The 22,305-nt window shown below is 67.5% G+C and carries 18 protein-coding genes; 8 read left to right on the forward strand and 10 right to left on the reverse strand.

The window, feature by feature from the left end; all coding sequences use genetic code 11:
• Positions 1–34: 34 nt before the first annotated feature.
• From meaB to accC, 3 genes are read left to right on the forward strand one after another with little or no spacing between them, the layout of a single operon-like run.
• The gene (gene meaB / locus B4920_RS14050; RefSeq protein ID WP_079435380.1) at positions 35–1,027 is read left to right on the forward strand and encodes a methylmalonyl Co-A mutase-associated GTPase MeaB; all 993 of its coding nucleotides are present in this window, start codon (positions 35–37) and stop codon (positions 1,025–1,027) included.
• Between the two features lie 36 nt (positions 1,028–1,063).
• Complete coding sequence (locus tag B4920_RS14055) at positions 1,064–2,599, forward strand: acyl-CoA carboxylase subunit beta (protein ID WP_079435330.1); 1,536 nt, start codon at positions 1,064–1,066, stop codon at positions 2,597–2,599.
• Positions 2,600–2,619: 20 nt separating this feature from the next.
• Positions 2,620–4,623 (forward strand): acetyl-CoA carboxylase biotin carboxylase subunit, encoded by a 2,004-nt coding sequence (gene accC, locus B4920_RS14060; RefSeq protein ID WP_079435381.1) that lies wholly within the window; start codon positions 2,620–2,622, stop codon positions 4,621–4,623.
• Positions 4,624–4,857: 234 nt separating this feature from the next.
• On the opposite strand, the gene B4920_RS14065 is transcribed toward accC, so the two are convergent.
• The 5 genes from B4920_RS14065 to B4920_RS14085 form a co-directional block, all read right to left on the reverse strand.
• Positions 4,858–6,120, reverse strand: coding sequence for an Hsp70 family protein (locus B4920_RS14065; RefSeq protein ID WP_079435331.1), 1,263 nt, complete (start codon positions 6,118–6,120; stop codon positions 4,858–4,860).
• 142 nt (positions 6,121–6,262) lie between these two features.
• Positions 6,263–6,613 (reverse strand): YajD family HNH nuclease, encoded by a 351-nt coding sequence (locus B4920_RS14070; RefSeq protein ID WP_079435332.1) that lies wholly within the window; start codon positions 6,611–6,613, stop codon positions 6,263–6,265.
• Positions 6,610–8,739: an ornithine--oxo-acid transaminase gene (rocD, locus tag B4920_RS30845; RefSeq protein ID WP_079435333.1), complete on the reverse strand. Its 2,130-nt coding sequence runs from the start codon at positions 8,737–8,739 to the stop codon at positions 6,610–6,612. The genes B4920_RS14070 and rocD overlap by 4 nt, the downstream gene beginning before the upstream one ends.
• A gap of 128 nt (positions 8,740–8,867) precedes the next feature.
• A complete protein-coding gene (gene ubiB / locus B4920_RS14080) occupies positions 8,868–10,406 on the reverse strand; it encodes a ubiquinone biosynthesis regulatory protein kinase UbiB (RefSeq protein ID WP_079435334.1) in 1,539 nt (512 codons plus the stop codon).
• Between the two features lie 72 nt (positions 10,407–10,478).
• Positions 10,479–11,144 carry a hypothetical protein gene (locus B4920_RS14085; protein WP_079435335.1) on the reverse strand — a complete coding sequence of 222 codons (666 nt, stop codon included), beginning with the start codon at positions 11,142–11,144 and terminating at the stop codon, positions 10,479–10,481.
• Positions 11,145–11,298: 154 nt separating this feature from the next.
• Between B4920_RS14085 and argS the strand changes: the two genes are divergently transcribed.
• The 4 genes from argS (at position 11,299) to B4920_RS14105 (ending at position 15,316) form a co-directional block, all read left to right on the forward strand.
• Positions 11,299–13,032, forward strand: coding sequence for an arginine--tRNA ligase (gene argS / locus B4920_RS14090; RefSeq protein WP_079435336.1), 1,734 nt, complete (start codon positions 11,299–11,301; stop codon positions 13,030–13,032).
• An 18-nt stretch (positions 13,033–13,050) separates the two neighbouring features.
• On the forward strand, positions 13,051–13,803 hold the full coding sequence (locus B4920_RS14095; protein WP_079435337.1) for an SPOR domain-containing protein: 753 nt from the start codon (positions 13,051–13,053) through the stop codon (positions 13,801–13,803).
• 29 nt (positions 13,804–13,832) lie between these two features.
• Positions 13,833–14,474, forward strand: coding sequence for a thiol:disulfide interchange protein DsbA/DsbL (locus B4920_RS14100; RefSeq protein WP_079435338.1), 642 nt, complete (start codon positions 13,833–13,835; stop codon positions 14,472–14,474).
• 74 nt (positions 14,475–14,548) lie between these two features.
• Positions 14,549–15,316 (forward strand): SDR family oxidoreductase, encoded by a 768-nt coding sequence (locus B4920_RS14105; protein WP_254050940.1) that lies wholly within the window; start codon positions 14,549–14,551, stop codon positions 15,314–15,316.
• Between the two features lie 15 nt (positions 15,317–15,331).
• Here B4920_RS14105 and B4920_RS28425 read toward each other — a convergent pair whose 3' ends face one another.
• From B4920_RS28425 to ald, 5 genes are all read right to left on the reverse strand, one after another.
• Positions 15,332–16,882: a DHA2 family efflux MFS transporter permease subunit gene (locus B4920_RS28425; RefSeq protein WP_088179466.1), complete on the reverse strand. Its 1,551-nt coding sequence runs from the start codon at positions 16,880–16,882 to the stop codon at positions 15,332–15,334.
• Between the two features lie 3 nt (positions 16,883–16,885).
• Positions 16,886–18,127 (reverse strand): HlyD family efflux transporter periplasmic adaptor subunit, encoded by a 1,242-nt coding sequence (locus B4920_RS28430; protein WP_088179467.1) that lies wholly within the window; start codon positions 18,125–18,127, stop codon positions 16,886–16,888.
• Positions 18,128–18,150: 23 nt separating this feature from the next.
• On the reverse strand, positions 18,151–19,572 hold the full coding sequence (locus B4920_RS14115; RefSeq protein ID WP_079435339.1) for an efflux transporter outer membrane subunit: 1,422 nt from the start codon (positions 19,570–19,572) through the stop codon (positions 18,151–18,153).
• A 109-nt stretch (positions 19,573–19,681) separates the two neighbouring features.
• Positions 19,682–20,164, reverse strand: a complete 483-nt coding sequence (locus B4920_RS14120) for a MarR family winged helix-turn-helix transcriptional regulator (RefSeq protein WP_079435340.1) — start codon at positions 20,162–20,164, stop codon at positions 19,682–19,684.
• A 104-nt stretch (positions 20,165–20,268) separates the two neighbouring features.
• On the reverse strand, positions 20,269–21,384 hold the full coding sequence (ald, locus tag B4920_RS14125; RefSeq protein WP_079435341.1) for an alanine dehydrogenase: 1,116 nt from the start codon (positions 21,382–21,384) through the stop codon (positions 20,269–20,271).
• 102 nt (positions 21,385–21,486) lie between these two features.
• Here ald and B4920_RS14130 point away from each other — a divergent pair, with 102 nt between their 5' ends.
• Positions 21,487–22,305 (forward strand): helical backbone metal receptor, encoded by an 819-nt coding sequence (locus B4920_RS14130; protein ID WP_254050944.1) that lies wholly within the window; start codon positions 21,487–21,489, stop codon positions 22,303–22,305.

Here is a 22,305-nt window from a genome sequence, read left to right on the forward strand (position 1 = left end):
GGCCGGCGCACAGGTCATTATCGAGCCCATGAACATGCCCGCCGATCTTCCGCAACGGGATGCTGCCGACCAGGCCCTGGTCGATGGCGTCCTCAAGCACCAGCTGCGCCCGCTGGCCAAGACGATCACGCTGATCGAGTCCCAGCGCACGGACCACAAGCAGCATGCCCGCAGCGTGCTGGAAGGCCTGCTGCCGCACACCGGCAAGTCGATGCGCGTCGGCATCTCTGGCGTGCCCGGGGTCGGCAAGTCCACCTTCATCGAAGCCTTGGGCCTGTATCTCATCGAGCAGGGCCACAAGGTGGCGGTGCTGGCGGTGGACCCGTCGTCCAGCGTCACCGGCGGTTCCATCCTCGGCGACAAGACCCGCATGGAGCTGCTGTCCCAGCGCACCGAGGCCTTCATCCGCCCGAGTCCGTCGGCGGGCAGCCTCGGCGGCGTCGCCGAGAAGACCCGCGAGGCGATGCTGGTCTGCGAGGCCGCCGGCTTCGACGTGATCATCATCGAAACGGTCGGCGTCGGCCAGTCCGAGACGGCAGTGGCCGGCATGACCGACATCTTCTGTCTGCTGCAGCTGCCCAATGCCGGCGACGACCTGCAGGCGATCAAGAAGGGGATCATGGAGATTGCCGACCTGATCGTCATCAACAAGGCTGACATCAATCCGCAGGCCGCCAACGTGGCGCGTTCGCAGATCAAGACCGCGCTGGGCATGCTGCGCCATGCCTCGCCCAACTGGACGCCGCCGGTGTTGATGCTGTCGGCGTTGCAGAAGCAGGGTATCGCCGAATTCTGGAATACCATCAACGATTACCGCTCTGCCATGAAACGGAGCGGGGAGTTCGAGGCCCGCCGGCGCCAACAGGCCCGTGCGTGGATGTGGGAACTCATCGACCAGGGCCTGCGGGCCCGGTTCGCAAGTCACGCCCGGGTGCAACAGGACCTGCCCGGTTTGCAAGCGGCCGTCGAGGCCGGCCAGACGACGCCCTCCGCGGCCGCGCTGCGGCTGCTGGGCTATCTGGGCTGAAAGAAATACATCCCGATTATTGACTGGAGGCTGTAAATGCACGACATCATCCACCAGCTGGAAAAGAAGCGCGAAGCGGCCCGCCTGGGTGGCGGCCAGAAGCGTATCGACAGCCAGCACAAGAAGGGCAAGCTGACGGCCCGTGAACGTATCGAGTTGCTGCTCGACCCGGATTCCTTCGAGGAATGGGACATGTTCAAGGAGCACCGTTGCGTCGACTTCGGCATGAACGAAGCCGAAAAGACCCCGGGTGACGGTGTGGTCGTCGGCTATGGCACCATCAACGGTCGCCTGGTCTTCGTGTTCTCCCAGGATTTCACCGTGTTCGGCGGTTCCCTGTCCGAAACCCATGCCGAGAAGATCTGCAAGGTGATGGATCAGGCCATGAAGGTCGGTGCCCCGGTGATCGGCCTCAACGACTCGGGCGGCGCCCGTATCCAGGAAGGCGTGGCCTCCCTCGGCGGCTATGCCGACGTGTTCCAGCGCAACGTGATGGCCTCCGGCGTCGTGCCGCAGATCTCCATGATCATGGGCCCCTGTGCCGGTGGCGCGGTGTATTCCCCGTCGATGACCGACTTCATCTTCATGGTGAAGGACTCGTCCTACATGTTCGTGACCGGTCCGGAAGTCGTGAAGACCGTGACCCACGAAGACGTCACCGCCGAGGAACTGGGCGGCGCGGTCACCCACACCAGCAAGTCCGGCGTGGCCGACCTGGCCTTCGAGAACGATGTCGAGGCGCTGTCCATGCTGCGCCGCTTCATGAACTTCCTGCCGGCCAACAACCGGGAGCTGCCCCCCGTCACGCCGACCAACGATCCGGTCGCCCGTTACGACTACTCCCTCGACACCCTGGTGCCGGACAACGCCAACAAGCCGTATGACATGAAGGAGCTGATCGTCAAGGTTGTTGACGACAGCGACTTCTTCGAGCTGCAGCCCGACTACGCCAAGAACATCATCATCGGTTTCGGTCGCATCGACGGCAGCCCGGTGGGCATCGTCGCCAACCAGCCGCTGGTGCTGGCCGGCTGCCTGGACATCAAGAGCGCCATCAAGGCCGCCCGTTTTGTCCGCTTCTGCGATGCCTTCAACATTCCGGTGGTCACCTTCGTGGACGTTCCGGGCTTCATGCCGGGTACCGCCCAGGAATACGGCGGCATCATCAAGCACGGCGCCAAGCTGCTCTACGCCTACGCCGAGTGCACCGTGCCGAAGGTTACCGTGATCACCCGCAAGGCCTACGGCGGCGCGTATGACGTGATGTCCTCCAAGCACCTGCGTGGCGACGTGAACCTCGCCTGGCCGTCGGCCGAAATCGCGGTGATGGGCCCGAAGGGCGCCGTGGAGATCATCTTCCGCGAAGAGAAGAACGATCCCGCCAAGCTCGCCGAGCGTGAAGCCGAGTACAAGGAAAAGTTTGCCAACCCGTTCGTGGCCAGTGCCCGCGGCTTCATCGACGACGTCATCATGCCGCACGCCACCCGCAAGCGGATCGCCCGCTCGCTGGCGATGCTGAAGGACAAGCAGCTCGATAACCCGTGGCGCAAGCACGGCAACATTCCGCTGTGATCGCCGAGGACGCCCAAGACATGTTTACCAAGATCCTGATTGCAAACCGCGGCGAAATCGCCTGCCGCGTCATCAAGACTGCCCGCAAGATGGGCATCAAGACCGTCGCCGTCTATTCCGAGGCCGACAAGGACGCCCTGTTCGTGGACCTGGCCGACGAGGCCGTGTGCATCGGACCGGCGGCATCCAAGGAATCCTACCTGGTCGCCGACAAGATCATCGCCGCCTGCAAGCAGACCGGCGCCGAGGCGGTGCACCCGGGCTACGGCTTCCTGTCCGAGAACGCCGAGTTCTCGCGCCGCCTGGAAGAAGAAGGCATCAAGTTCATCGGTCCGAAGCACTACTCCATCGCCAAGATGGGTGACAAGATCGAGTCCAAGAAGCTCGCCATCGAAGCCAAGGTCAACACTATCCCCGGCCACAACGATGCCATCGACGGCCCCGATGCCGCCGTGGAAATCGCCAGGAAGATCGGCTACCCGGTGATGATCAAGGCCTCCGCCGGCGGCGGTGGCAAGGGCCTGCGGGTGGCGTACAACGACGCCGAAGCCCATGAAGGCTTCTCGTCCTGCGTCAACGAAGCACGCAACTCCTTCGGCGACGACCGCGTCTTCATCGAGAAGTACGTGCTCGAGCCGCGCCACATCGAAATCCAGGTGCTCGGCGACAGCCACGGCAACTACGTGTATCTGAACGAGCGCGATTGCTCGATCCAGCGCCGCCACCAGAAGGTCATCGAAGAGGCACCGAGCCCCTTCGTCGACCCCGAGATGCGCAAGGCGATGGGCGAACAGGCCGTGGCGCTGGCCCGCGCGGTGAACTACGAATCCGCGGGTACCGTCGAATTCGTCGTGTCCGGCGCGACCAAGGAGTTCTACTTCCTCGAGATGAACACCCGTCTCCAGGTGGAACACCCGGTCACCGAGCTGATCACCGGCCTCGACCTGGTCGAGCAGATGATCCGCGTCGCTTACGGCGAGAAGCTGCCGCTGACCCAGGCCGACGTGCAGATCAATGGCTGGGCGATGGAATGCCGTATCAACGCCGAAGATCCGTTCCGCGGCTTCCTGCCGTCCACCGGCCGTCTGGTCAAGTTCCAGCCGCCGAAGGAAGTGCCGGGCCAGGTGCGCGTCGATACCGGTGTGTACGATGGCGGCGAGATCTCGATGTACTACGACTCGATGATCGCCAAGCTGATCGTGCACGGCGCCACCCGCGAGCAGGCGATTGCCCGCATGCGCGATGCGCTGAACGGTTTCGTGATCCGCGGCATCTCCTCGAACATTCCGTTCCAGGCCGCGCTGATGCAGCATCCGGTTTTCCATTCCGGCATCTTCGACACCGGCTTCATCCCCAAGCACTACCCGACGGGCTTCGATGCCTCGATGGTGCCGCACGACGATCCGGCCCTGCTGGTCTCGGTCGCCGCTTACGTCTACCGTGCCTTCACCGACCGTTCCGCGTCGATTACCGGCCAGCTGCAGGGCCACGAGCGCATCGTCGACGACCACTGGATGGTCATCCGCCTGAACAAGGAAGGCAACGAGCACCACCCGGTGATCGCCCGTCCGATCGACGGCGGCTACCACGTGGAATACAAGGGTGAGAGCTACGAGATCAAGTCCGACTGGAAGCTCGGCGAGTCCCTGTTCAACGGCACCTGCAACGGCGAAGAGTTCACCCTTCAGGTCGAACGCCACAAGATCAAGTACAGCCTGTTCCACTGGGGCACCCGCGCCGACTTCATGGTCATGAGCGCCCGTGCCGCCGAACTGCTGGCGCTGATGCCCGAGAAGCTGCCGCCCGACCTGTCCAAGTACCTGCTGTCCCCGATGCCGGGCCTGCTGCGCGAAATCTCTGTGCAGGTCGGCCAGGAAGTGAAGGCCGGCGAGAAGCTGGCAGTCATCGAAGCGATGAAGATGGAGAACATCCTGAAGGCCGAGCAGGACTGCAAGGTCAAGAAGATCTCCGCCTCGGCAGGTGCAAGCCTGTCGGTGGACGAAGTCATCATCGAGTTCGAGTAATCAATAACCGGCGCCATCCGGCTTTCCCGGCTGGATGGCGCGACAGTCGGTTTTCGTTCGATGGGGAGGGAGATCCGCCGAAAAGCGGGTTCCTGTCGAGGGAGCGGGGTCGTCTCAGGACGGCCCCTTTTTTTGTCTGTCGACCTGGCGCCGAGCACCACCTGTGGGGGCGAATGAACTCGCCCCCACAGGTGCTTTTCCAACACGATCCCTCCTGCAGGAGGGGGCAGGCTGTCAGCCGTAGCGGCGCGCCGCTTCCACCGCCAGGCCGGCGCCGATGCTGCCGAACAGGTCGCCTTCGACGCTACGGGCCTGGGGCAGCTCGGCGGCGATGCGTTCGCGCAGTTGCGGCACGCCGCTGGCGCCACCGGTGAAATACAGCGTATCGACCTGGTCGCGGGCCACGCCGGCTTCATCGAGCAACTTGCCGACCGTCGCGGCAACCCGCTCGACCAGGCTGCGGGTGGCCAGCGTGAAGGCCTCGCGGGTGATCTCGTGGGCCAGCCCTGGCTCCAGGCGGTCCAGCTGCATATGGGTGGTGGTCGCGGTGGACAGGTCGATCTTGGCCTGCTCGACCTGCAGGGCCAGCCAGTGTCCTTCCCGCTGGCCGATCAGGCGGGCAAGGCGGTCCAGCTCCTGGCGGGCCGCCGCATCCCGGTAAATGGCCTGGAAGTCGGCAAAGGCCTGGCGGGTGTAGGCGAAGTTGATGGTGTGCCAGGTCGCCAGCTGGAAGAACAGGGCCGACGGCACTTCGGCTCCGCTCTTCATCTGGCCCTTGTAGCCGAGCAGCGGCATCACGCATTCCAGGCTCAGCGCCCGGTCGAAGTCGGTGCCGCCCACGTGCAGGCCGGCGTTGCCGAGCAGGTCTTCGCGGCGGTCCAGGTGCTTGGCCCGTTCAGGCGACAGGCGTACCAGCGAGAAGTCGGCGGTGCCGCCGCCGATGTCGGCGATCAGCACCAGTTCCTCGCGGTCGAGGCCGGCTTCGTAGTGCAGTGCCGCGCCGATCGGCTCGAACTGGAAACTCACGTCCTTGAAGCCCACCTGGCGGGCGATCGCCTCGAGGGTGTCCTGGGCGCGCTGGTCTGCGACGGTATTGTCGTCCACGAAATACACCGGGCGGCCGAACACCGCCTGCTCGAAGCTGCGCCCGGCCTCGGCCTCGGCGCGGGCCTTCAGTTCGCCGATGAAGCTCGCCAGCAGATCGCGGAAGCGCAGTGCGCGGCCGCCGACCTCGGTACTGCCGTCCATCAGGTTGCTGCCCAACAGGCTCTTGATGGCCCGCATCAGGCGGCCTTCGTAGCCCTCCAGGTATTCCGCCAGCGCATCCCGCCCGTAATGGGTGGTCTCCTCGTCCGCATTGAAGAAGACCGCGGACGGCAGCGTTGCCTTGCCGTCCTCGAGGGGCAGAAGCGTCGGCAGGCCGGGACGCAGCCAGCCGACGGTGGAATTGGACGTGCCGAAGTCGATGCCGCAGGCGCGGGCGGGGTTGAGGCTCATGGTGATGCGGGGAAAGGCAAGGGCGCGAATCCTACGCCCGTTGGCGGGCAGGGTGAAGACGGCGATGGCAGTCCGCCATGGCTGCCGCGGCGTGGCGGCAGCCAATTCCTGTCGAGGTGGCGGTATTTCCCGTCGGTCGGGCTCATTCCTTTTTCAACAGCGAGCCCAGCCCTGCAAACGGTGAATGGGTGGCGGCCTTGCCGGGCTGCTTGGCGGCCACGTTGCCCTGGGTGGCTTCGAGTTGGCGCTGGTGTTCGTTGTCGTGGCAGTACACGCACAGCAGTTCCCAGTTGCTGCCGTCGGGTGGGTTGTTGTCGTGGTTGTGGTCGCGGTGATGCACCGTCAGTTCGCGCAGGTTGGTGACGGTGAATTCGCGGGCGCAGCGGCCACAGACCCACGGGTAGATCTTCAGGGCCTTTTCGCGGTAGCCCTCGGCGCGCTTGTCGGCGGCACGGCGGGCTTCGAGGACCAGACGGTCGAGTTTTTCGCTCATCGCTTGTTTCCGGGGAGACGTTGTTCGAGGTCGGCCAGCGCATCTTCGATGACGCTTGCTGCCCAGTCCAGTTCGGCTTCGGTCACGACCAGCGGCGGGGCGAAGCGCAGCACCGAGTCGTGGGTGTCCTTGGTCATCAGGCCGCGGGCCAGCAGCCATTCGGCGGCGGTGCGGGCGTTGACGCGGCGGGTGTCCAGTTCCATGCCGATCAACAGGCCGCGGCCGCGTACCTCGCGGATCAGCGGGTTGCGGATGGCCTGCAGGCGGGCCATGAAGGCGCTGCCGAGGCGGTCGGAGCGCTCGACCAGTTTCTCCTCGGCCAGCAGGGCCAGGGCTTCGGCCGCGACGGCCGCGCCGAGCGGGTTGCCGCCGAAGGTGGAGCCATGGTCGCCGGGGTGGAATACCTGCATCACCGTCTCGTCGGCGAGGAAGGCCGAGACCGGCAGCAGGCCGCCGCCGAGGGCCTTGCCGAGGATCACGCCGTCAGGGCGCACGCCGTCGTGCTGGCAGGCCAGCAGGCGGCCGGTGCGGCCGAGGCCGGTCTGCACCTCGTCGGCGATCAGCAGTACGTTGTTGGCGCGGCAGATCTCGGCGCAGCGGACCAGCCAGCCGGTTGGCGGTACATGGATGCCGCCTTCGCCCTGGATCGGCTCGAACAGGAAGGCTGCGGTGTGTGGTGTGATCGCTGCGGCGAGGGCCTCGGCATCGCCGAAGGGAATGCTGTGAAAGCCTGGCGAGAAGGGGCCGAAGCCGTCCCGGTACTGGGCCTCCGAGGAGAAGCCGATGATGGTCGTCGAGCGGCCGTGGAAGTTGTCGTCGCAGACGATGATCTCGGCCTGCCCCTCGGGTACCCCCTTGATCTTGTGGGCCCATTTGCGGGCTGCCTTGAGGGCGGTTTCGACGGCCTCCAGGCCGGTGTTCACCGGCAGTGCCTGATCGTAGCCGAGCAGCGCCGACAGGCGCTCCAGCATCAGAGGAAGACGGTCGTTGGCGTAGGCACGGGAGGTCAGCGCCAGGCGGCGGGCCTGTTCGGTGAGCACCTTGACCAGGCGCGGGTGGCTGTGGCCGAAGCTGACCGCCGAGTAGGCGCTCATCATGTCCAGGTAGCGCCGGCCTTCCACGTCCCACAGCCACACCCCTTCGCCGCGGGTGAACACCACCGGCAGCGGCGCGTAGTTGTGGGCGCCGAAGGTGTGCTCGCGGGCCAGCAGGTTGGTGGTGGTCGGGCCGAGGGCCGCAGCGGCGAAGTCCAGCACCCAGCGCGCGCCGCTGCCGTCCCGGTCCCGTTCGGGCACGTATTCGACGATTTCCAGCGCGACGAGGTCGGCGCAACTGCGCAGGCCGTGCAGGCAGTCGGCGAGCTCCTGCGGGTCGAGGCCGTCCGGCTCCAGGCAGGTGGTGGCCGGCAGCAGCGCGCAATCCACGGAGTCCAGGTCTACCGACACGCCGAAGCCGGTGGTGCCCTCGCGGGCGATGCTCATGGCTTCGCACAGTACGGCCGGCAGGCCGCGGCGCTTGACCTCGGGCATGAAGAAGATGCGCACGCCGAGGCGCTTGAGCAGGGCCAGCTCCTCGGGCTCCCAGGAGCGCGCACCGACGATGGCCACATGGGCCGGGTCGAGGTGGGGGCCGGGCACGCCGGTCAGGCCCGCATCGCCGACGCCGAGCAGCGCCGCCAGCGGCATGCCGTGGATGTTGCCACTGTGGGTGGTTTGCGGTGTGTGGGCGTCCAGGTGGGCATCGATCCAGATCAGGCCCAGCTTGCCGCGTCCCTCCAGCGCCCGCGCTGCGCCGCGCCAGGTGCCGGCGCCGATCGCGTGGTCGCCGCCCAGCACCAGCGGTACCGCGCCGTCGGCGCACAGGGCGGCGACTTCATCGGCCAGGTCGTGGAGCAGGGCGCTGACGTTGCCCAGCCGCTCCGGCAGGGAGGCGCGGGGTGGCTTGGGGGCGCTGGGCTCGTGCAGGGATTGCCACTGGGCAGCAATGCCGCGACTGCGCAGCTGGGCGTCGAGGCCGAAGTCCTTGAGGGTCCGCGGACCGGCGGCGGGGCCAAAGATCGGCGCACCGAAGCAGGATCCGACACCGACGATGCGGACCGGGCGGGAGGGCGCGAGCAGGGCGGGCATGGTCTTCCTCCGAAGGCGGTTGGGCCGAGATGGCCGTCATGCCTGTTTGAGCGGGCCGCGGTGGCTTCGTTCAAGGCCGGGCGTGCGGCTTACCACGGGTTCAGTGCCGCGGGCACGGCGTCCTGGCCTCAGTGCAGCAGATGCCAGGCTTCGGTGGTGGCCAGTGCGGCCAGCAGCACGGTGCAGCCGATCAGCCAGTAACGGGTGCGGCGGCTTTCGGTGACCAGGCGGGCGAGTTCGGCGCGGTGGTCTTCCGCCACCGGTTGGGCGGCCAGCGCCTGGTGCACCAGGCGGGGCAGCTGCGGCAGCGTGGCGGCCCACGACGGGGCCTCGTCCTTGACGTGGCGCAGCAGCGCGCGCCAGCCGATCTGGTCGTTCATCCAGCGTTCGAGGAAGGGCTTGGCGGTCTTCCACAGATCGAGGTCCGGGTCGAGCTGGCGGCCGAGGCCTTCGACGTTGAGCAGGGTCTTCTGCAGCAGCACGAGCTGGGGCTGGACTTCCATCTCGAAGCGGCGGGCGGTCTGGAACAGGCGCAGCAGCGTCTTGCCGAAGGAGATGTCCTTCAGCGGACGGTCGAAGATCGGTTCGCAGACCGCGCGGATCGCCCCTTCGAACTCGTCCACGCGGGTATGCGACGGCACCCAGCCGGCCTCGATGTGGGCCAGCGCGACGCGCCGGTAGTCGCGCTGGAAGAAGGCCAGGAAATTGGTGGCCAGGTACTTCTTGTCGGAGTCGTTGAGGGTGCCGATGATGCCGAAGTCCAGCGCGATGTAGCGTCCGCGGGCCGGGCCGTCGGTGGCCACGAAGATGTTGCCGGGGTGCATGTCGGCATGGAAGAAGCCGTCGCGGAACACCTGCGTGAAGAAGATCTCGACGCCGGCGCGGGACAGGTGCTTGAGGTCGATGCCGTTCTGCTTGAGGGCCTCGAGCTGGGAGATCGGAATGCCCTTCATGCGCTCCATCACCATCACGTTGGTGGAGCAGAAGTCCCAATGCACTTCGGGGACCACGAGCAGCTCTGAATCCTTGAAGTTGCGCCGCAGCTGGGAGCAGTTGGCGGCCTCGCGCATCAGGTCGAGCTCGTCGCGCAGGTACTTGGAGAATTCGGCGACCACTTCCCGTGGCTTCAGGCGGCGGCCTTCCGGCCATACCTTTTCGAGCACCGTGGCGGCTGCGTCGAGCAGGGCCAGGTCGTGGGCGATCACCGGGGCGATGCCAGGGCGCAGGATCTTGACCGCCACTTCGGTGCCGTCGGGCAGCTCGGCGAAATGCACCTGGGCGATGGAGGCCGAGGCCACCGGCTCCCGCTCGAAGCGGGCGAAAACCTCGTCGGCCGGCTTGCCGTAGGCTGCGTGCAGCTGGGCCAGTGCTTCTGCGGAGGAGAAGGGCGGTACCCGGTCCTGCAGGCGGGCCAGCTCTTCGGCGATGGCGGGGGGCAGCAGGTCGCGACGGGTGGACAGCATCTGGCCGAACTTGACGAAGATCGGACCGAGGGATTCGAGGGCCTGGCGCAGCCGCGCGCCGGCCGGTTCGTTGAAGCTCCGGCGGAAGCGGGTGAGCTTGGCCAGCCAGGCCAGGCGGCCGGTCGGCTCGTTGGAGAGGACCATCTGATCGAGCCCGTATTTCAGGCTCACGGAGACGATCTTGACGAGTCGGAAGAGACGCACGGCGGCTGTGGAAAAGGAAAACGCGGATTGTGCCCGGAAAGACCGAGCGACGAAAGCCGGCTTGGCCGGTCGTCAGCGTCGCTTGGCGGGGCGTGGCGGTGTTTTCGGTGAAGGGGCCGGTGCGGCCGTGTTCTGCACCGGTGCCGGTGCAATGCGGCCCGGCTGCACCTGTTCCAGCAGCCAGCGGGTGGCAACGTGGATCTCCCGCTTCAGGGCCTCGTCTTCGGCCGGCATGCCGAAGCTCAGGCTGGCCATGCCGGTGTCGTCGATGGCAAAGGCCGGCAGCCGCCATTCCCGCTCGACGACGAACAGATGGTCGCCGTCGCGGATCGCCTTCTGGGCGATGACATAGCCGTAGGGGCGGTTCTCGAAGTTGCCGCAATAGGCCGTGCGGGTGGCGCTGCTCAAGCCGTCGCGGGTGGCGCTGACCAGCCCGCTGGTGGTGAAGCCGGTGCAATGCCGCGCCAGTCCGGCGGCGATGTAGGCGAGGTAGGTGTCCGGGCCCATGTCCTGCGCGGCGAAGCGCTGCACTAGGATGCGGTCGCGATAATCTTCCAGGCCCTGGCCGCGGGGCAGGTATTCCTCGTGGCGGACACCCTTGCCTTCCCGCAGGTCGACGATGCGCCAGGCTGGGCCGGACGGCATCGGCACCGGCCAGTGGAGGGTCGCGGGCTCGGCGCAAGCCGCCGTGGCGGCGAGCAGGCTGGCAAGGAGGACGGTCGGTCGGAGGAGGCTCACGGTCGTTTCCGATGGCGCACACGGACCACAACGATAGGGCAAGGACATGTTTTTTGCCATGCCGGTCGCACTTTGTTACCGGCGGGACGCCGGTGTCCCGCCGTGGCAACGCCTGCTTGGATATAATCCTGTGCTTTTAGTCGCAGTGTTTGCCATGAGCGCCGATTCCAAAACCCAGCTTGCCGACCTTTTGCGCGCCGCCCTGTTGAGCGTCGCCCCCGAACAGGCCGAAACCCCCATCAACCTGGAGCGTCCCAAGCAGGCCGGCCACGGTGATTTTGCAAGCAACCTGGCGCTGCAGCTGGCCAAGCCGCTGAAGCGCAATCCGCGTGAGCTGGCCAACCTGCTGCTGGCCGAACTGCCCAAGTCCGACCTGATCGCCAAGGCCGAAGTGGCTGGCGCCGGCTTCATCAACTTCACGCTGGTCTCCGACGCCAAGACCGCCGTCGTGCGCAGCGTGCTGGAGCGCGGCGAGGCCTTCGGCCGCGGTGACAAGAGCGGCGTCAAGGTGCAGGTGGAATTCGTCTCCGCCAACCCCACCGGCCCGCTGCACGTCGGCCACGGCCGCGGTGCGGCCTACGGCGCGTCCCTGTCCGACGTGCTCGACTTCGCCGGTTTCGAAGTCACCCGCGAGTACTACATCAACGACGCCGGCCGGCAGATGGACATCCTGGCGCTGTCCACCTGGCTGCGTTACCTCGACCTGTTCGGCATCGCGATTGCCTTCCCGCCCAACGCCTACCAGGGCGACTACGTGAAGGACATGGCGGCGCAGATCAAGGAATCCCACGCCGACCGCTTCGCCAAGGTGTCCGCTGCCGACGTGCTGGCCGGCGCGCCGTCCGTCGAGGCCGACAAGGAAGGCCACCTGGATGCGCTGATCGCCAACGCCAAGAACCTGCTCGGTTCCGACTACGCATGGGTGCATGGCTTCGCGCTCACCGAGCAGCTCGGCGACGGCCGCGAGGATCTGGCCGAGTTCGGCGTGACCTTCGACAAGTGGTTCTCCGAGCGCTCCCTGTTCGACACCGGTCTGGTCGAAAAGGCCGTCACCGCGCTGGAAGCCGGCGGCCACCTGTACGAACAGGACGGCGCCAAGTGGTTCCGCTCCACCGCCTTCGGCGACGAGAAGGACCGCGTCGTGCAGCGCGAGAACGGACTGTTCACCTATTTCGCGTCCGACATCGCCTACCACGCCAACAAGTACGAGCGTGGCTTCGACCGCATCATCGACATCTGGGGCGCCGACCACCACGGCTACATCCCGCGCGTGAAGGGCGCCCTGCAGGCCCTCGGCCTGCCGCCCGAGAAGCTCGACGTGGCGCTGGTGCAGTTCGCGGTGCTGTACCGCGACGGCCAGAAGGCAGCGATGTCCACCCGCTCCGGCGAGTTCGTCACGCTGCGCGAGCTGCGCAACGAGGTCGGCAACGACGCCTGCCGCTTCTTCTACGTGTTGCGCAAGGCCGACCAGCACCTGGACTTCGACCTCGATCTGGCCAAGAGCCAGAGCAACGAGAACCCGGTGTATTACATCCAGTACGCCCATGCCCGCCTGTGCTCGGTGCTCAACCAATGGAACGGCACGCCGGCCGACCTGCTCGAGGCCGACCTCGCCCGTCTCGACAATGAGCGCGAGCTGGCCCTGTGCGCACGCCTGACCGCCTTCCCGGAAGTCGTCCGCAGCGCTGCCGCCGATTACGCGCCGCACCAGATCGCCTTCTACCTGAAGGACCTGGCCGGCGAGTTCCACAGCTACTACAACGCCGAACGCATGCTGGTGGACGATGAAGGCCTCAAGCTCGCCCGTCTGGCCCTGGCCGCCGCGGTGCGCCAGGTGATCCGTAACGGCCTCGCGCTGCTGGGTGTCTCCGCTCCCGAATCCATGTAATCGCCGGACCCGTCGTTCATGAGCCGTGATCTGAAACCCCGTCTGCAGACCAACAAGCCGAAATCGGGCAGCCGGGGCAGCACCCTGGTCGGTATCTTCGTCGGACTGATTCTCGGCGCGCTGGTGGCGGCGGGGATCGCGCTGTACTTCACTTCTTCGTCGCCGTTCCAGAAGTCGAAGCAGGAAGACAAGCCGGTGGCGCCGCCGCCGCCGCCCAAGCCGCAGAGCAGCGAGCCCATCGCGCTGCCCGGCAAGGCCGGCGACAAGCCGGTGGAGAAGCCGCGTTTCGACTTCTACAACGTGTTGCCGAAGGGCACCGATGCGCTGCCGGCGCCGGGAAAGCCCGAGGAAACCACCGAGGACATCCGGCCGGCCAAGCCGGAGAAGGCCGACAAGTCTGACAAGACCGCCAAGACCGACGAGGTCCAGAAGGGCGACAAGGCCAAGGCCGACGCCGAACGCGCCAAGGCTGAGGCCGCCCTGCTCGACAAGCCGCTGACGCCCGAGAAGTACTACCTGCAGGCGGGTTCGTTCGAAGACCCCTCCGAAGCGGACAATCTGAAGGCGCGTCTTGCGTTGATGGGGGTGGAAGCCAGCGTGCAGAAGGTCGACGTGCCCGACAAGGGCACCGTGCATCGGGTCAGAACCGGTCCCTACCTGGGGGCCGATGAAATGAACAAGGCCAAGCAGCAGCTCGCTGCTGGTGGCATCAATGCCGCCATCGTCCGGATCAAGCCCAAGGAACCAAAGCCGGCCAGCAGCGCTCAATGAGTGCTTTGCCGATTCAAGGAGAAACCGTAATGCAGCGTCGTGATGTCCTCAAACAGCTTTCCGCCGCGGTGGCCGTCGGCCTCATCGGGCGTCCCGTCCTGGCCCAGAGCGGCAGCGGCTTCGAGCTGGTTTCGCCGCCGCAGCCGACCGAGGCCAAGGGCAAGGTTGAGGTGATCGAGTTCTTCCATTACGGTTGCCCTCACTGCCGGGCCTTCGACCCGCTGCTGGAGCAATGGGTCAAGAAGGTGCCGGCCGATGTGTACTTCCACCGCGTGCCGGTGACCTGGGGCAATCCCCAGCTGGCCGGTTTCGCCCGTCTGCACCTGACCCTCGCGGCAACGGGCGATCTGGCCCGCCTGCACGGGCAGGTCTTCGATGCGATCCAGACCGACAAGCAGCCGCTGCATACCGAAGCCGGTGCCCAGGAGTGGGCGGTCAAGAAGGGCATCGACAGCAAGAAGTTCCTCGATGCCTACCGCTCCTTCGGCGTGCAGGTCGGCTTGCAGCGTGTCGAGAAGCTCGGCCGCGATTACAAGGTGCAGGGCGTGCCGACCCTGGCCATCGACGGCAAGTACTTCACCTCCGCCTCCATCGCCGGCTCCCACGAGGCTTCCCTGAAGGTGGCCGACCAGCTGATCGTCCGCGCCCGCGGCGAGCAGGGCCGCAAGTAAGCCGTTCCGGTCGCGGTGCCAGCGGTGCCGCGGCCAGGTCCTTCACCCTCCTCCCCTTTTCCGCCTCTTTACCTGTGACGCTCCGCGTATTCATCACCGGTGCCTCGAGCGGCATCGGTGCTGCGCTGGCCCGCCACTATGCAGCGGCCGGTGCCAGCCTGGGCCTGGTCGGACGGCATCGCGAGGCGCTGGCCGAGCTGGCGGCCGGCCTGCCTGGCGTGCATGCCGTGTATGGCGTCGACGTGGCACAGCCGGGGGCGCTGGCCGATGCCGCGACGGATTTCATGGCCCGCTTCGGGGTGCCCGACGTGGTGATCGCCAACGCCGGCGTGTCGGTGGGCACGCTGACGGAGGAAGCCGACGACCTGGCAGCGTTCGAACGGGTGATGCGTACCAACGTGCTGGGTATGGTCGCCACCTTCCAGCCCTTCGTCGCGCCACTGCGCCAGTGCGGTGGCGGGCGCCTGGTCGGCATCGCCTCAGTGGCCGGCATCCGCGGCCTGCCCGGCGCCGGGGCCTACAGCGCGTCGAAGGCGGCGGCGATCGCCTATCTGGAAAGCCTGCGCGTCGAGCTGCGTGGCAGTGGCGTGAAGGTGGTGACCATCGCGCCGGGCTACATCGACACGCCGATGACCGCCATCAATCCCTATCCGATGCCCTTCCTGCTGCCTGCCGACGAGGCCGCGCGGCGCTTTGCGCGGGCCATCGAGGCGGGTGTCGGCTACACCGTCATCCCGTGGCAGATGGGCGTGGTCGCCAAGTTGCTGCGCCTGCTGCCCAATCCGCTGTTCGACCGCCTGTTCGCGCGGGCCGGGCGCAAGCCGCGGGGCTTGCCGCTGTAGCCTGCGCCGGCGCCGTCAGTGGGCGGCGTCGCCGGTGGCGGCGGGCCGGCTGTGGGTCGGGTGGGTCAGCCACACGCTGACGAGCAGCAGCAGGAACAGGCAACCCGACAGCCAGAACACATCGTTGGCGGCCAGTGAAAAGGCTTGCACGTTGACCTGGCGTTCCAGGATCCCGAGGCCGCGGGTCAGATCGATGCCCTGGGCCTGCAACTGGTTCAGCGTGTCTCCGGCGATCGGGTTATAGACGCTCACCTGCGCGGCCAGCTGTTCGTGGTGCAGCGCCGCGCGGCGCTCCCACAGGGTGGTCATCAGCGACGCGCCGAAGGCCCCGCAGGTGATCCGCACGAAGTTCGACACGCCCGACGCCGACGGCACGCGCTCCATCGGCAGCCCCGACAGGGTGATCGACACCAGCGGGATGAAGAAGCAGGCCATCGCGATACCCTGGATCAGCTGCGGTACCACGATACTGCCCGGTGCGATGTCGGTGGAGAAGCCCGCGCGCATGAACGACACCAGCGCGAAAACCAGGAAGGCCACGGTGGCCAGACGGCGCGGGTCGGTGCGCGGCAGGATCTTGCCGACCGCCGGCGACAGCAGCAGCGCCAGGATGCCGATCGGTGCCGTCACCAGCCCGGCCCAGGTGGCCGTGTAGCCCATGTACTGCTGCAGCCACAGGGGCAATACCACCACGTTGCCAAAGAACACGCCGTAGGCGGTGGCCAGCGCGATGACGCCGAACAGGAAGTTGGGGCGGGCGAACAGGCTCAGGTCCACCACCGGGTGTTCCTCGGTGAGCTCCCAGACGACGAACAGCGCGAAGCCCACCACCGTCACCACCGCCAGCGCGACGATCTCGGCGGACTGGAACCAGTCCAGCTCCTTGCCCTTGTCGAGCAGGATCTGCAGCGCGCCGACCCAGATCACCAGCAGCGCCAGCCCGACCTTGTCGATGGGCAGCTTGCGGGTCGGTGTCTCGCGGTGTTTCAGCAGCTGCCAGCTCATCCAGGCTGCGCCGATGCCGACCGGCACGTTGATGTAGAAGATCCACGGCCAGGACAGGTTGTCCGACAGCCAGCCGCCGAGGATCGGGCCCATCACTGGCGCGACGAGGGTCGTCATCGACCACATCGCCAGCGCCATGCCGGACTTTTCCCGTGGGTAGGCCTGCAGCAGCAGGGCCTGGGACAGCGGGATCATCGGCCCGGCGACGGCACCCTGCAGCACCCGCGCGGCGATCAGCATCTCCAGGCTGCCGGCCAGGCCGCACAGCAGTGAGGCGAGCACGAACAGCACCACGGAGGCGACGAACAGGCGCACCTGGCCGACGCGCTGGCTGAGCCAGCCGGTCAGCGGCACGGCGATGGCGTTGGCGACGCCGAATGAGGTGATGACCCAGGTGCCCTGGGTCGGGCTGACGCCCAGGTCACCGGCGATGTTGGGCAGGGACACGTTGGCGATGGTGGTGTCCAGCACATTCATGAAGGTCGCCAGCGACAGGGCCACGGTGGCCAGCCGGCGTGCCCCCGGTTCGAGGGGCGGCAGCGGAGCGGGGGCGGCGCTCATCGCTCAGGCCCGGGTGCGGCGCGGGGTGGCCAGGGCGGCCGCCGGCGGGATGGCTGGCAGGGTGACCTCCGGCAGGCCGGCTGCCTGCCCGCCGCTGTTGGTCGAGATGATCGCGCGGATGCGTTCGCGGGCGGCCTTGCCCAGGTCGGCGAAGACGTCGGTATGGGCCACCGGCACGGCGGGCGCGGCGTCCAGCGGCGCGTCGCCGCCGTCGTGAAGATCCACCTCCACCTGCATCGACAGGCCAATGCGCAGCGGATGGGCGGCGAGTTCCTGCGGGTCGAGGCTGATCCGCACGGGCACCCGCTGCACGACCTTGATCCAGTTGCCGCTGGCGTTCTGCGCCGGCAGCAGGGCGAAGGCGGCGCCGGTACCGGCGGCCAGGCCGGCGATCTTGCCGTGGTATTCGACCTTCGAGCCATACACGTCGGCACTCAGGGTTACCGGCTGGCCGATGCGCATGCGGCCGAGCTGGCTCTCCTTGAAGTTGGCGTCCACCCACACCTGTTCCAGCGGCACGACGGCCATCAGCGGCGTTCCGGCGCTCACCCGCTGGCCGACCTGCACCGCACGGCGGGCGACGAGGCCGCCGACCGGAGCCGGCACCACGCTGCGCGCGAAGGCCAGGTAGCTTTCCTCGACCTTGGCGGCCGCCCGCAACACGTTGGGGTGGCTTTCGATGCGGGTACCGCTGGTCTGCACCCGGTTGGTGGTGAGCTGCTCACGGGCCGTCTGCACGGCGGTTTCGGCGGCACGCAGCGCGGCGCGGGCGTGTTCGATCTCCTCGGCGGCGACGGCGCCGGTGCCGGCCACCTGCTGGCGGCGGGCCAGGTCGTCCCTGGCCTTGGCGAGGTCGGCTTCCTTCTGCTTGACCGCCGCGTCGAGGGCGCCGCCGCCGGCGTACAGCGCACGTACTTCGCGCACCGTCTGGCCGAGCTGGGCCTCGGCCTGCTGCAGCGCGACGCGGGCGTCGGCGTCGTCGAGGCGGACCAGCGGCTGGCCGGCCTTAACCAATTGGGTGTCGTCGGCATCGATGGCGACCACCGTGCCGGCGACTTGCGGTGTGATTTGCACGACGTTGCCGGCCACGTAGGCGTCGTCGGTGTGTTCCAGGTAGCGGCCGTGGGTCATCCACCAGCCGCCCCAGGCGGCGCCGGCCAGGGTGCAGGCGACGGCGATGGTGATAAGGCTGCGCTTGCGCTTGCCGTTGGTGGTGTTTGCTGCGGTGCGGTCGGGGCTGGTCATGGTCCAGTTCCTTCTTGGCGGGATCAGTGGGACGTGTTGGTGGGCAGGTAGCCGCCGCCGAGGGCGCGGGCCAGGCCGGCGCTGGCGTCGAGGCGGCGGGTGCGCAGCTCCGCGGTGAGGCGGCGCTGGACGAGCAAGGGGGTTTCGGCGGCGAGGACGGCCGTGTAGCTGGCGAGGCCGGCCCGGTAGCGCACTTCGGTGAGGCGCCAGGCGTCTTCGTAGCGGGCCAGCGCAGCTTGCTGGTCGCGTCCTTCGATGTCGGCACCGCGCCAGCTGGTGAGTTGGTCGGCTACGTCGCGCAGGGCATCGACGAGGGTCGCGTTGTACTGGGCGATGGCCGCGTCCTGTTCGGCGTTGCGTGCGGCCAGGCGACTGCGCAGGCGGCCGCTGTCGAACACCGGCAGGTGGATCGCCGGGCCGACGCCGAGCATGCGGCTGCCGCCTTCGAAGAGGTTGGACAGGCCGATGGACTGCAGGCCGATGAAGGCGTTGAGATTCACGTTCGGGTAGAAGTCGGCGCGGGCGGCGTCGGTCTCGCGGCGGCTGGCTTCGACGCGCCAGCGCTGGGCGTTCACGTCGGGCCGGCGGCCGAGGAGGTCGGCCGGCAGCTGGCTCGGCAGTGTCACGGCGACGTCGTGCAGGGCTGGCGGGGTGAGGTCGAGGCCGGCGTCGGGGCCGTGGCCGGTGAGGGCGGCCAGCTGATTGCGGACCAGCGCCAGTTGCACGTCGAGGGCGCTGCGTTCGGCGCGGGCGGCGGAGATGCCGGCGTCGGCCTGGCGCAGGTCGGTTTGGTTCTCGAGGCCGGCCTTCAGGCGCAGGCGGACCAGCTCCTGCAGCTTTTCGCGCTGCGTGACGGTGGCGTCGGCGATGGCCCGCAGCTGATGCAGGCGATCGAACTGCAGGTAGGCGCGGGTGATCGCGCTGCTCAGGATCAGGCGGGCGCCGGCGGCTTCGGCCTGGGCGGCGCGGGCATGACCGACGGCGGCATCCAGCGCGGCGCGGTTGCGGCCCCAGAAATCCAGGTCGAGGCTGAAGTCCAGCGCGGCCCGATTCAGGCTGGTGTAGCGCCCTCCCAGGCCGGGCGGGAAGATGTAATTCTCGGACAGACGCTGCTGGGTGCCTTCCGCGTTGGCGCCGATCTGCACGCCGTCGGCGGCCGCGGCCAGCCCAGCCATCGCGCGGGCCTGGGCGAGGCGGGCCTGGGCGAGTGTCAGGCTGGGGCTGTCGTGCAGCGCGTCGGCGATCAGGCGGTCGAGTTGCGGGTCGCCGTAGGCGGTCCACCAGGCGTCCGTGGGCCATTCGCCAACGGGGGCTGCCGCCAGGCTGCGTTGGCTGGCCAGCTGGTCCGGCGCAAGGGGCGCGGCGTGCGGGCTAAGGCCGCTGGGGCTGGCGCAGGCGCCGAGCAGGCCGAGCAGCGGTAACAGGAGGGCAAGATGTCGCTTCATACGGAATTTCCTGTATTGGGCTGAGACTGTCTGTGCTGTATCTGCCAGGGCAGATATTTACTTCAAAAAAAGCGGCGGAATCCGCCGCGCTGCCGGAGCGCTGTCCGGTTCAGTCGTTGCGCTTGTCCAGGTTGGTGACGATGCGTGAGATCAGTTGTTTGGTCAGCACGATCTCTTCTGGCGTGAAGTCCCTCAGCGCCTGGTTGAGCATGTCCACGACCCGCGGTACGAGCAGCGGGAGCAAGGCCTTGCCGGTGTCCGTGACGTGCAGCAAGACCACCCGCCGGTCGGTAGTGCTGCGTTCCCGGCGGATCAGCGCCTTTTCCTCGAGGCGATCGATCATGCGCGTCATCGAGCCGGTATCGCAGCCCATGCATTTGCACAGCGTACTTGCGGTTTCCCCGTTGCGCAGGGCGATCTGCTTGAGCACCGTCCATTGGGCCGTGGTGATGTCCAGATCGCCGATCCGTTCGTCGAGGGCCTGGGTGAGGCGGAGCTTGGCCTGATGCAGCAGGAAGCCGATGCTCTCCTCCTGGCGATAGTTCTCGACAGTGTAGGGCGGGGACTGCGGGGTATTGGCTGTATTGGGCATTTGCGGCAAGAGCAATTACTGCATAGGCAGATAATTTGCCTTTTCTCGATTCAAGTCAACAGGTATCCGTCACGGGAGAGAACCCGTGACGGCGAAGGGGGCGCTCAGGCCAGCTGGGTGATGGCCGGCAGGTACTTCTTGCCGAGGGCTTCGGCGACCTGCGGGTGGGTCACGTTGCCGGCGCAGATGTTGAGGCCGGCGCGCAGGCCGGCGTCGTCTTTCAGGGCTTCCTTCCAGCCCTTGTCGGCGATGGCCAGCACGAAGGGCAGGGTGGCGGCGTTGAGCGCGTAGGTGGCGGTGCGGGCCACGGCGCCGGGCATGTTGGACACGCAGTAGTGGACGATGCCGTCCACCAGGTAGGTGGGGTCGGCGTGGGTGGTCGGCCGGGAGGTCTCGAAACAGCCGCCCTGGTCGATGGCCACGTCCACGATCACCGCGCCGGGCTTCATCGCGGCGAGCATCGTGCGGGTGACCAGCTTGGGCGCGGTGGCGCCGGGGATCAGCACGGCGCCGATCACCAGGTCGGCCTGCAGCACCTGGCGCTCGATGGCGTCGCGGGTGGCATACAGCGTCTTGACGCGGCCGCCATAGACTTCGTCCAGGTGGCGCAAGACCGGCAGTGACTTGTCGAGGATGGTCACGTCGGCGCCGATGCCGACGGCCGTGTGCGCCGCATTGTTGCCCACCGTGCCGCCGCCGAGGATGATCACGCGGCCCGGCTCGACACCGGGCACGCCGCCGAGCAGTACGCCACGCCCGCCGTGGGATTTTTCGAGGGCGGCGGCGCCGGCCTGGATGCTCATGCGGCCGGCCACTTCCGACATCGGGGCGAGCAGCGGCAGGCCGCCGCCGGGGGCGGTGACGGTCTCGTAGGCGATGGCGGTGGCGCCGCTGGCGAGCAGTTCTTCGGCCTGGCCGGGGTCCGGCGCCAGGTGCAGGTAGGTGAACAGCACGTGATGGGGCTTGAGGCGGGCGCGCTCTTCGGCCAGCGGCTCCTTGACCTTGATGATCAGCGTGGCCTCCCCGAAGACTTCGTCGGCGCTCAGGGTGACCTTGGCGCCAGCCCGCTCGTAGTCGTTGTCGCTGGCGCCGATGCCATGGCCGGCGCCGGATTCGACGAAGACCTCGTGCCCGTGGGCGACGAGTTCACGGACCGAAGCGGGGGTCAGGCCGACCCGGTATTCGTGGTTTTTGGTTTCCCTTGGGACGCCGACTTTCATGATTTTCTCCGTTTATGCTGCGGCTGCGGCTTATCGCCCCAGATTACCGCGACTTGCGCCGGCTTCCAACAAGGATGCGGGTCTTGAGATACTGGCGGGATGATGAACGAGAGAGAAGTCGATTTCCTGGTGGACGCCACCGGTCAGCGCCACGATCCCTGGGAGGGGCCGGCGCGTATCGTGTCGCTGGTGCCGTCGCTGACCGAACTGGTGTGCGAACTCGGGCTGGCCGACCAATTGGTCGGGCGTACCGGCTTTTGCATTCATCCACGGGCGACCCTCAAGACCATTCCCAAGGTTGGCGGGACGAAGGACGTGAACCTGGCCCGCCTGCGCGAACTGGCGCCGACCCACGTGATCGTCAATATCGACGAGAACCGCAAGGACTGTGTGGAGGAGATCGCCCGCTTCGTGCCGAACGTGATCGTTACCCACCCGTGCCAGCCGGAGGACAACCTGCCGTTGTACCGTCTGTTCGGCGCGGTGTTCGGCTGCGAGGCGCGGGCTGAGGCGTTGGCCGATGAGCTGACGGAGGCGGTCGCGCTGGCGCTGGCGGCCGGCCGCGAGCTGCCGCGGGAGAGGGTTCTGTACCTGATCTGGCGCGACCCGTGGATGACGGTGGCGCCGGATACCTACATCTCGGCGAGTCTGGCGATGGTGGGCTGGGACAGCTGGCCGGCGCCCGGTGACGGCGTCCGTTATCCGGCCTTTGATTGGGATGCGCCATGGCTGGCGGAGGTGGATCGGGTCTTCCTGTCGTCGGAGCCCTATCGTTTCCGCGATGCGCATGTGGCCGAAGTGGCTGGACTGGCCGGGCGGCCGGCCCGGCTGATCGACGGGGAAATGACGTCCTGGTATGGCAGCCGCGCGGCCGCCGGGTTGCGTTACCTGGCGGCCTTGCGGCGGCAACTGGCCGCCTGA

Source organism: Zoogloea sp. LCSB751 (genome assembly GCF_002028455.1).
Classification (GTDB): Bacteria; Pseudomonadota; Gammaproteobacteria; order Burkholderiales; family Rhodocyclaceae; genus Zoogloea.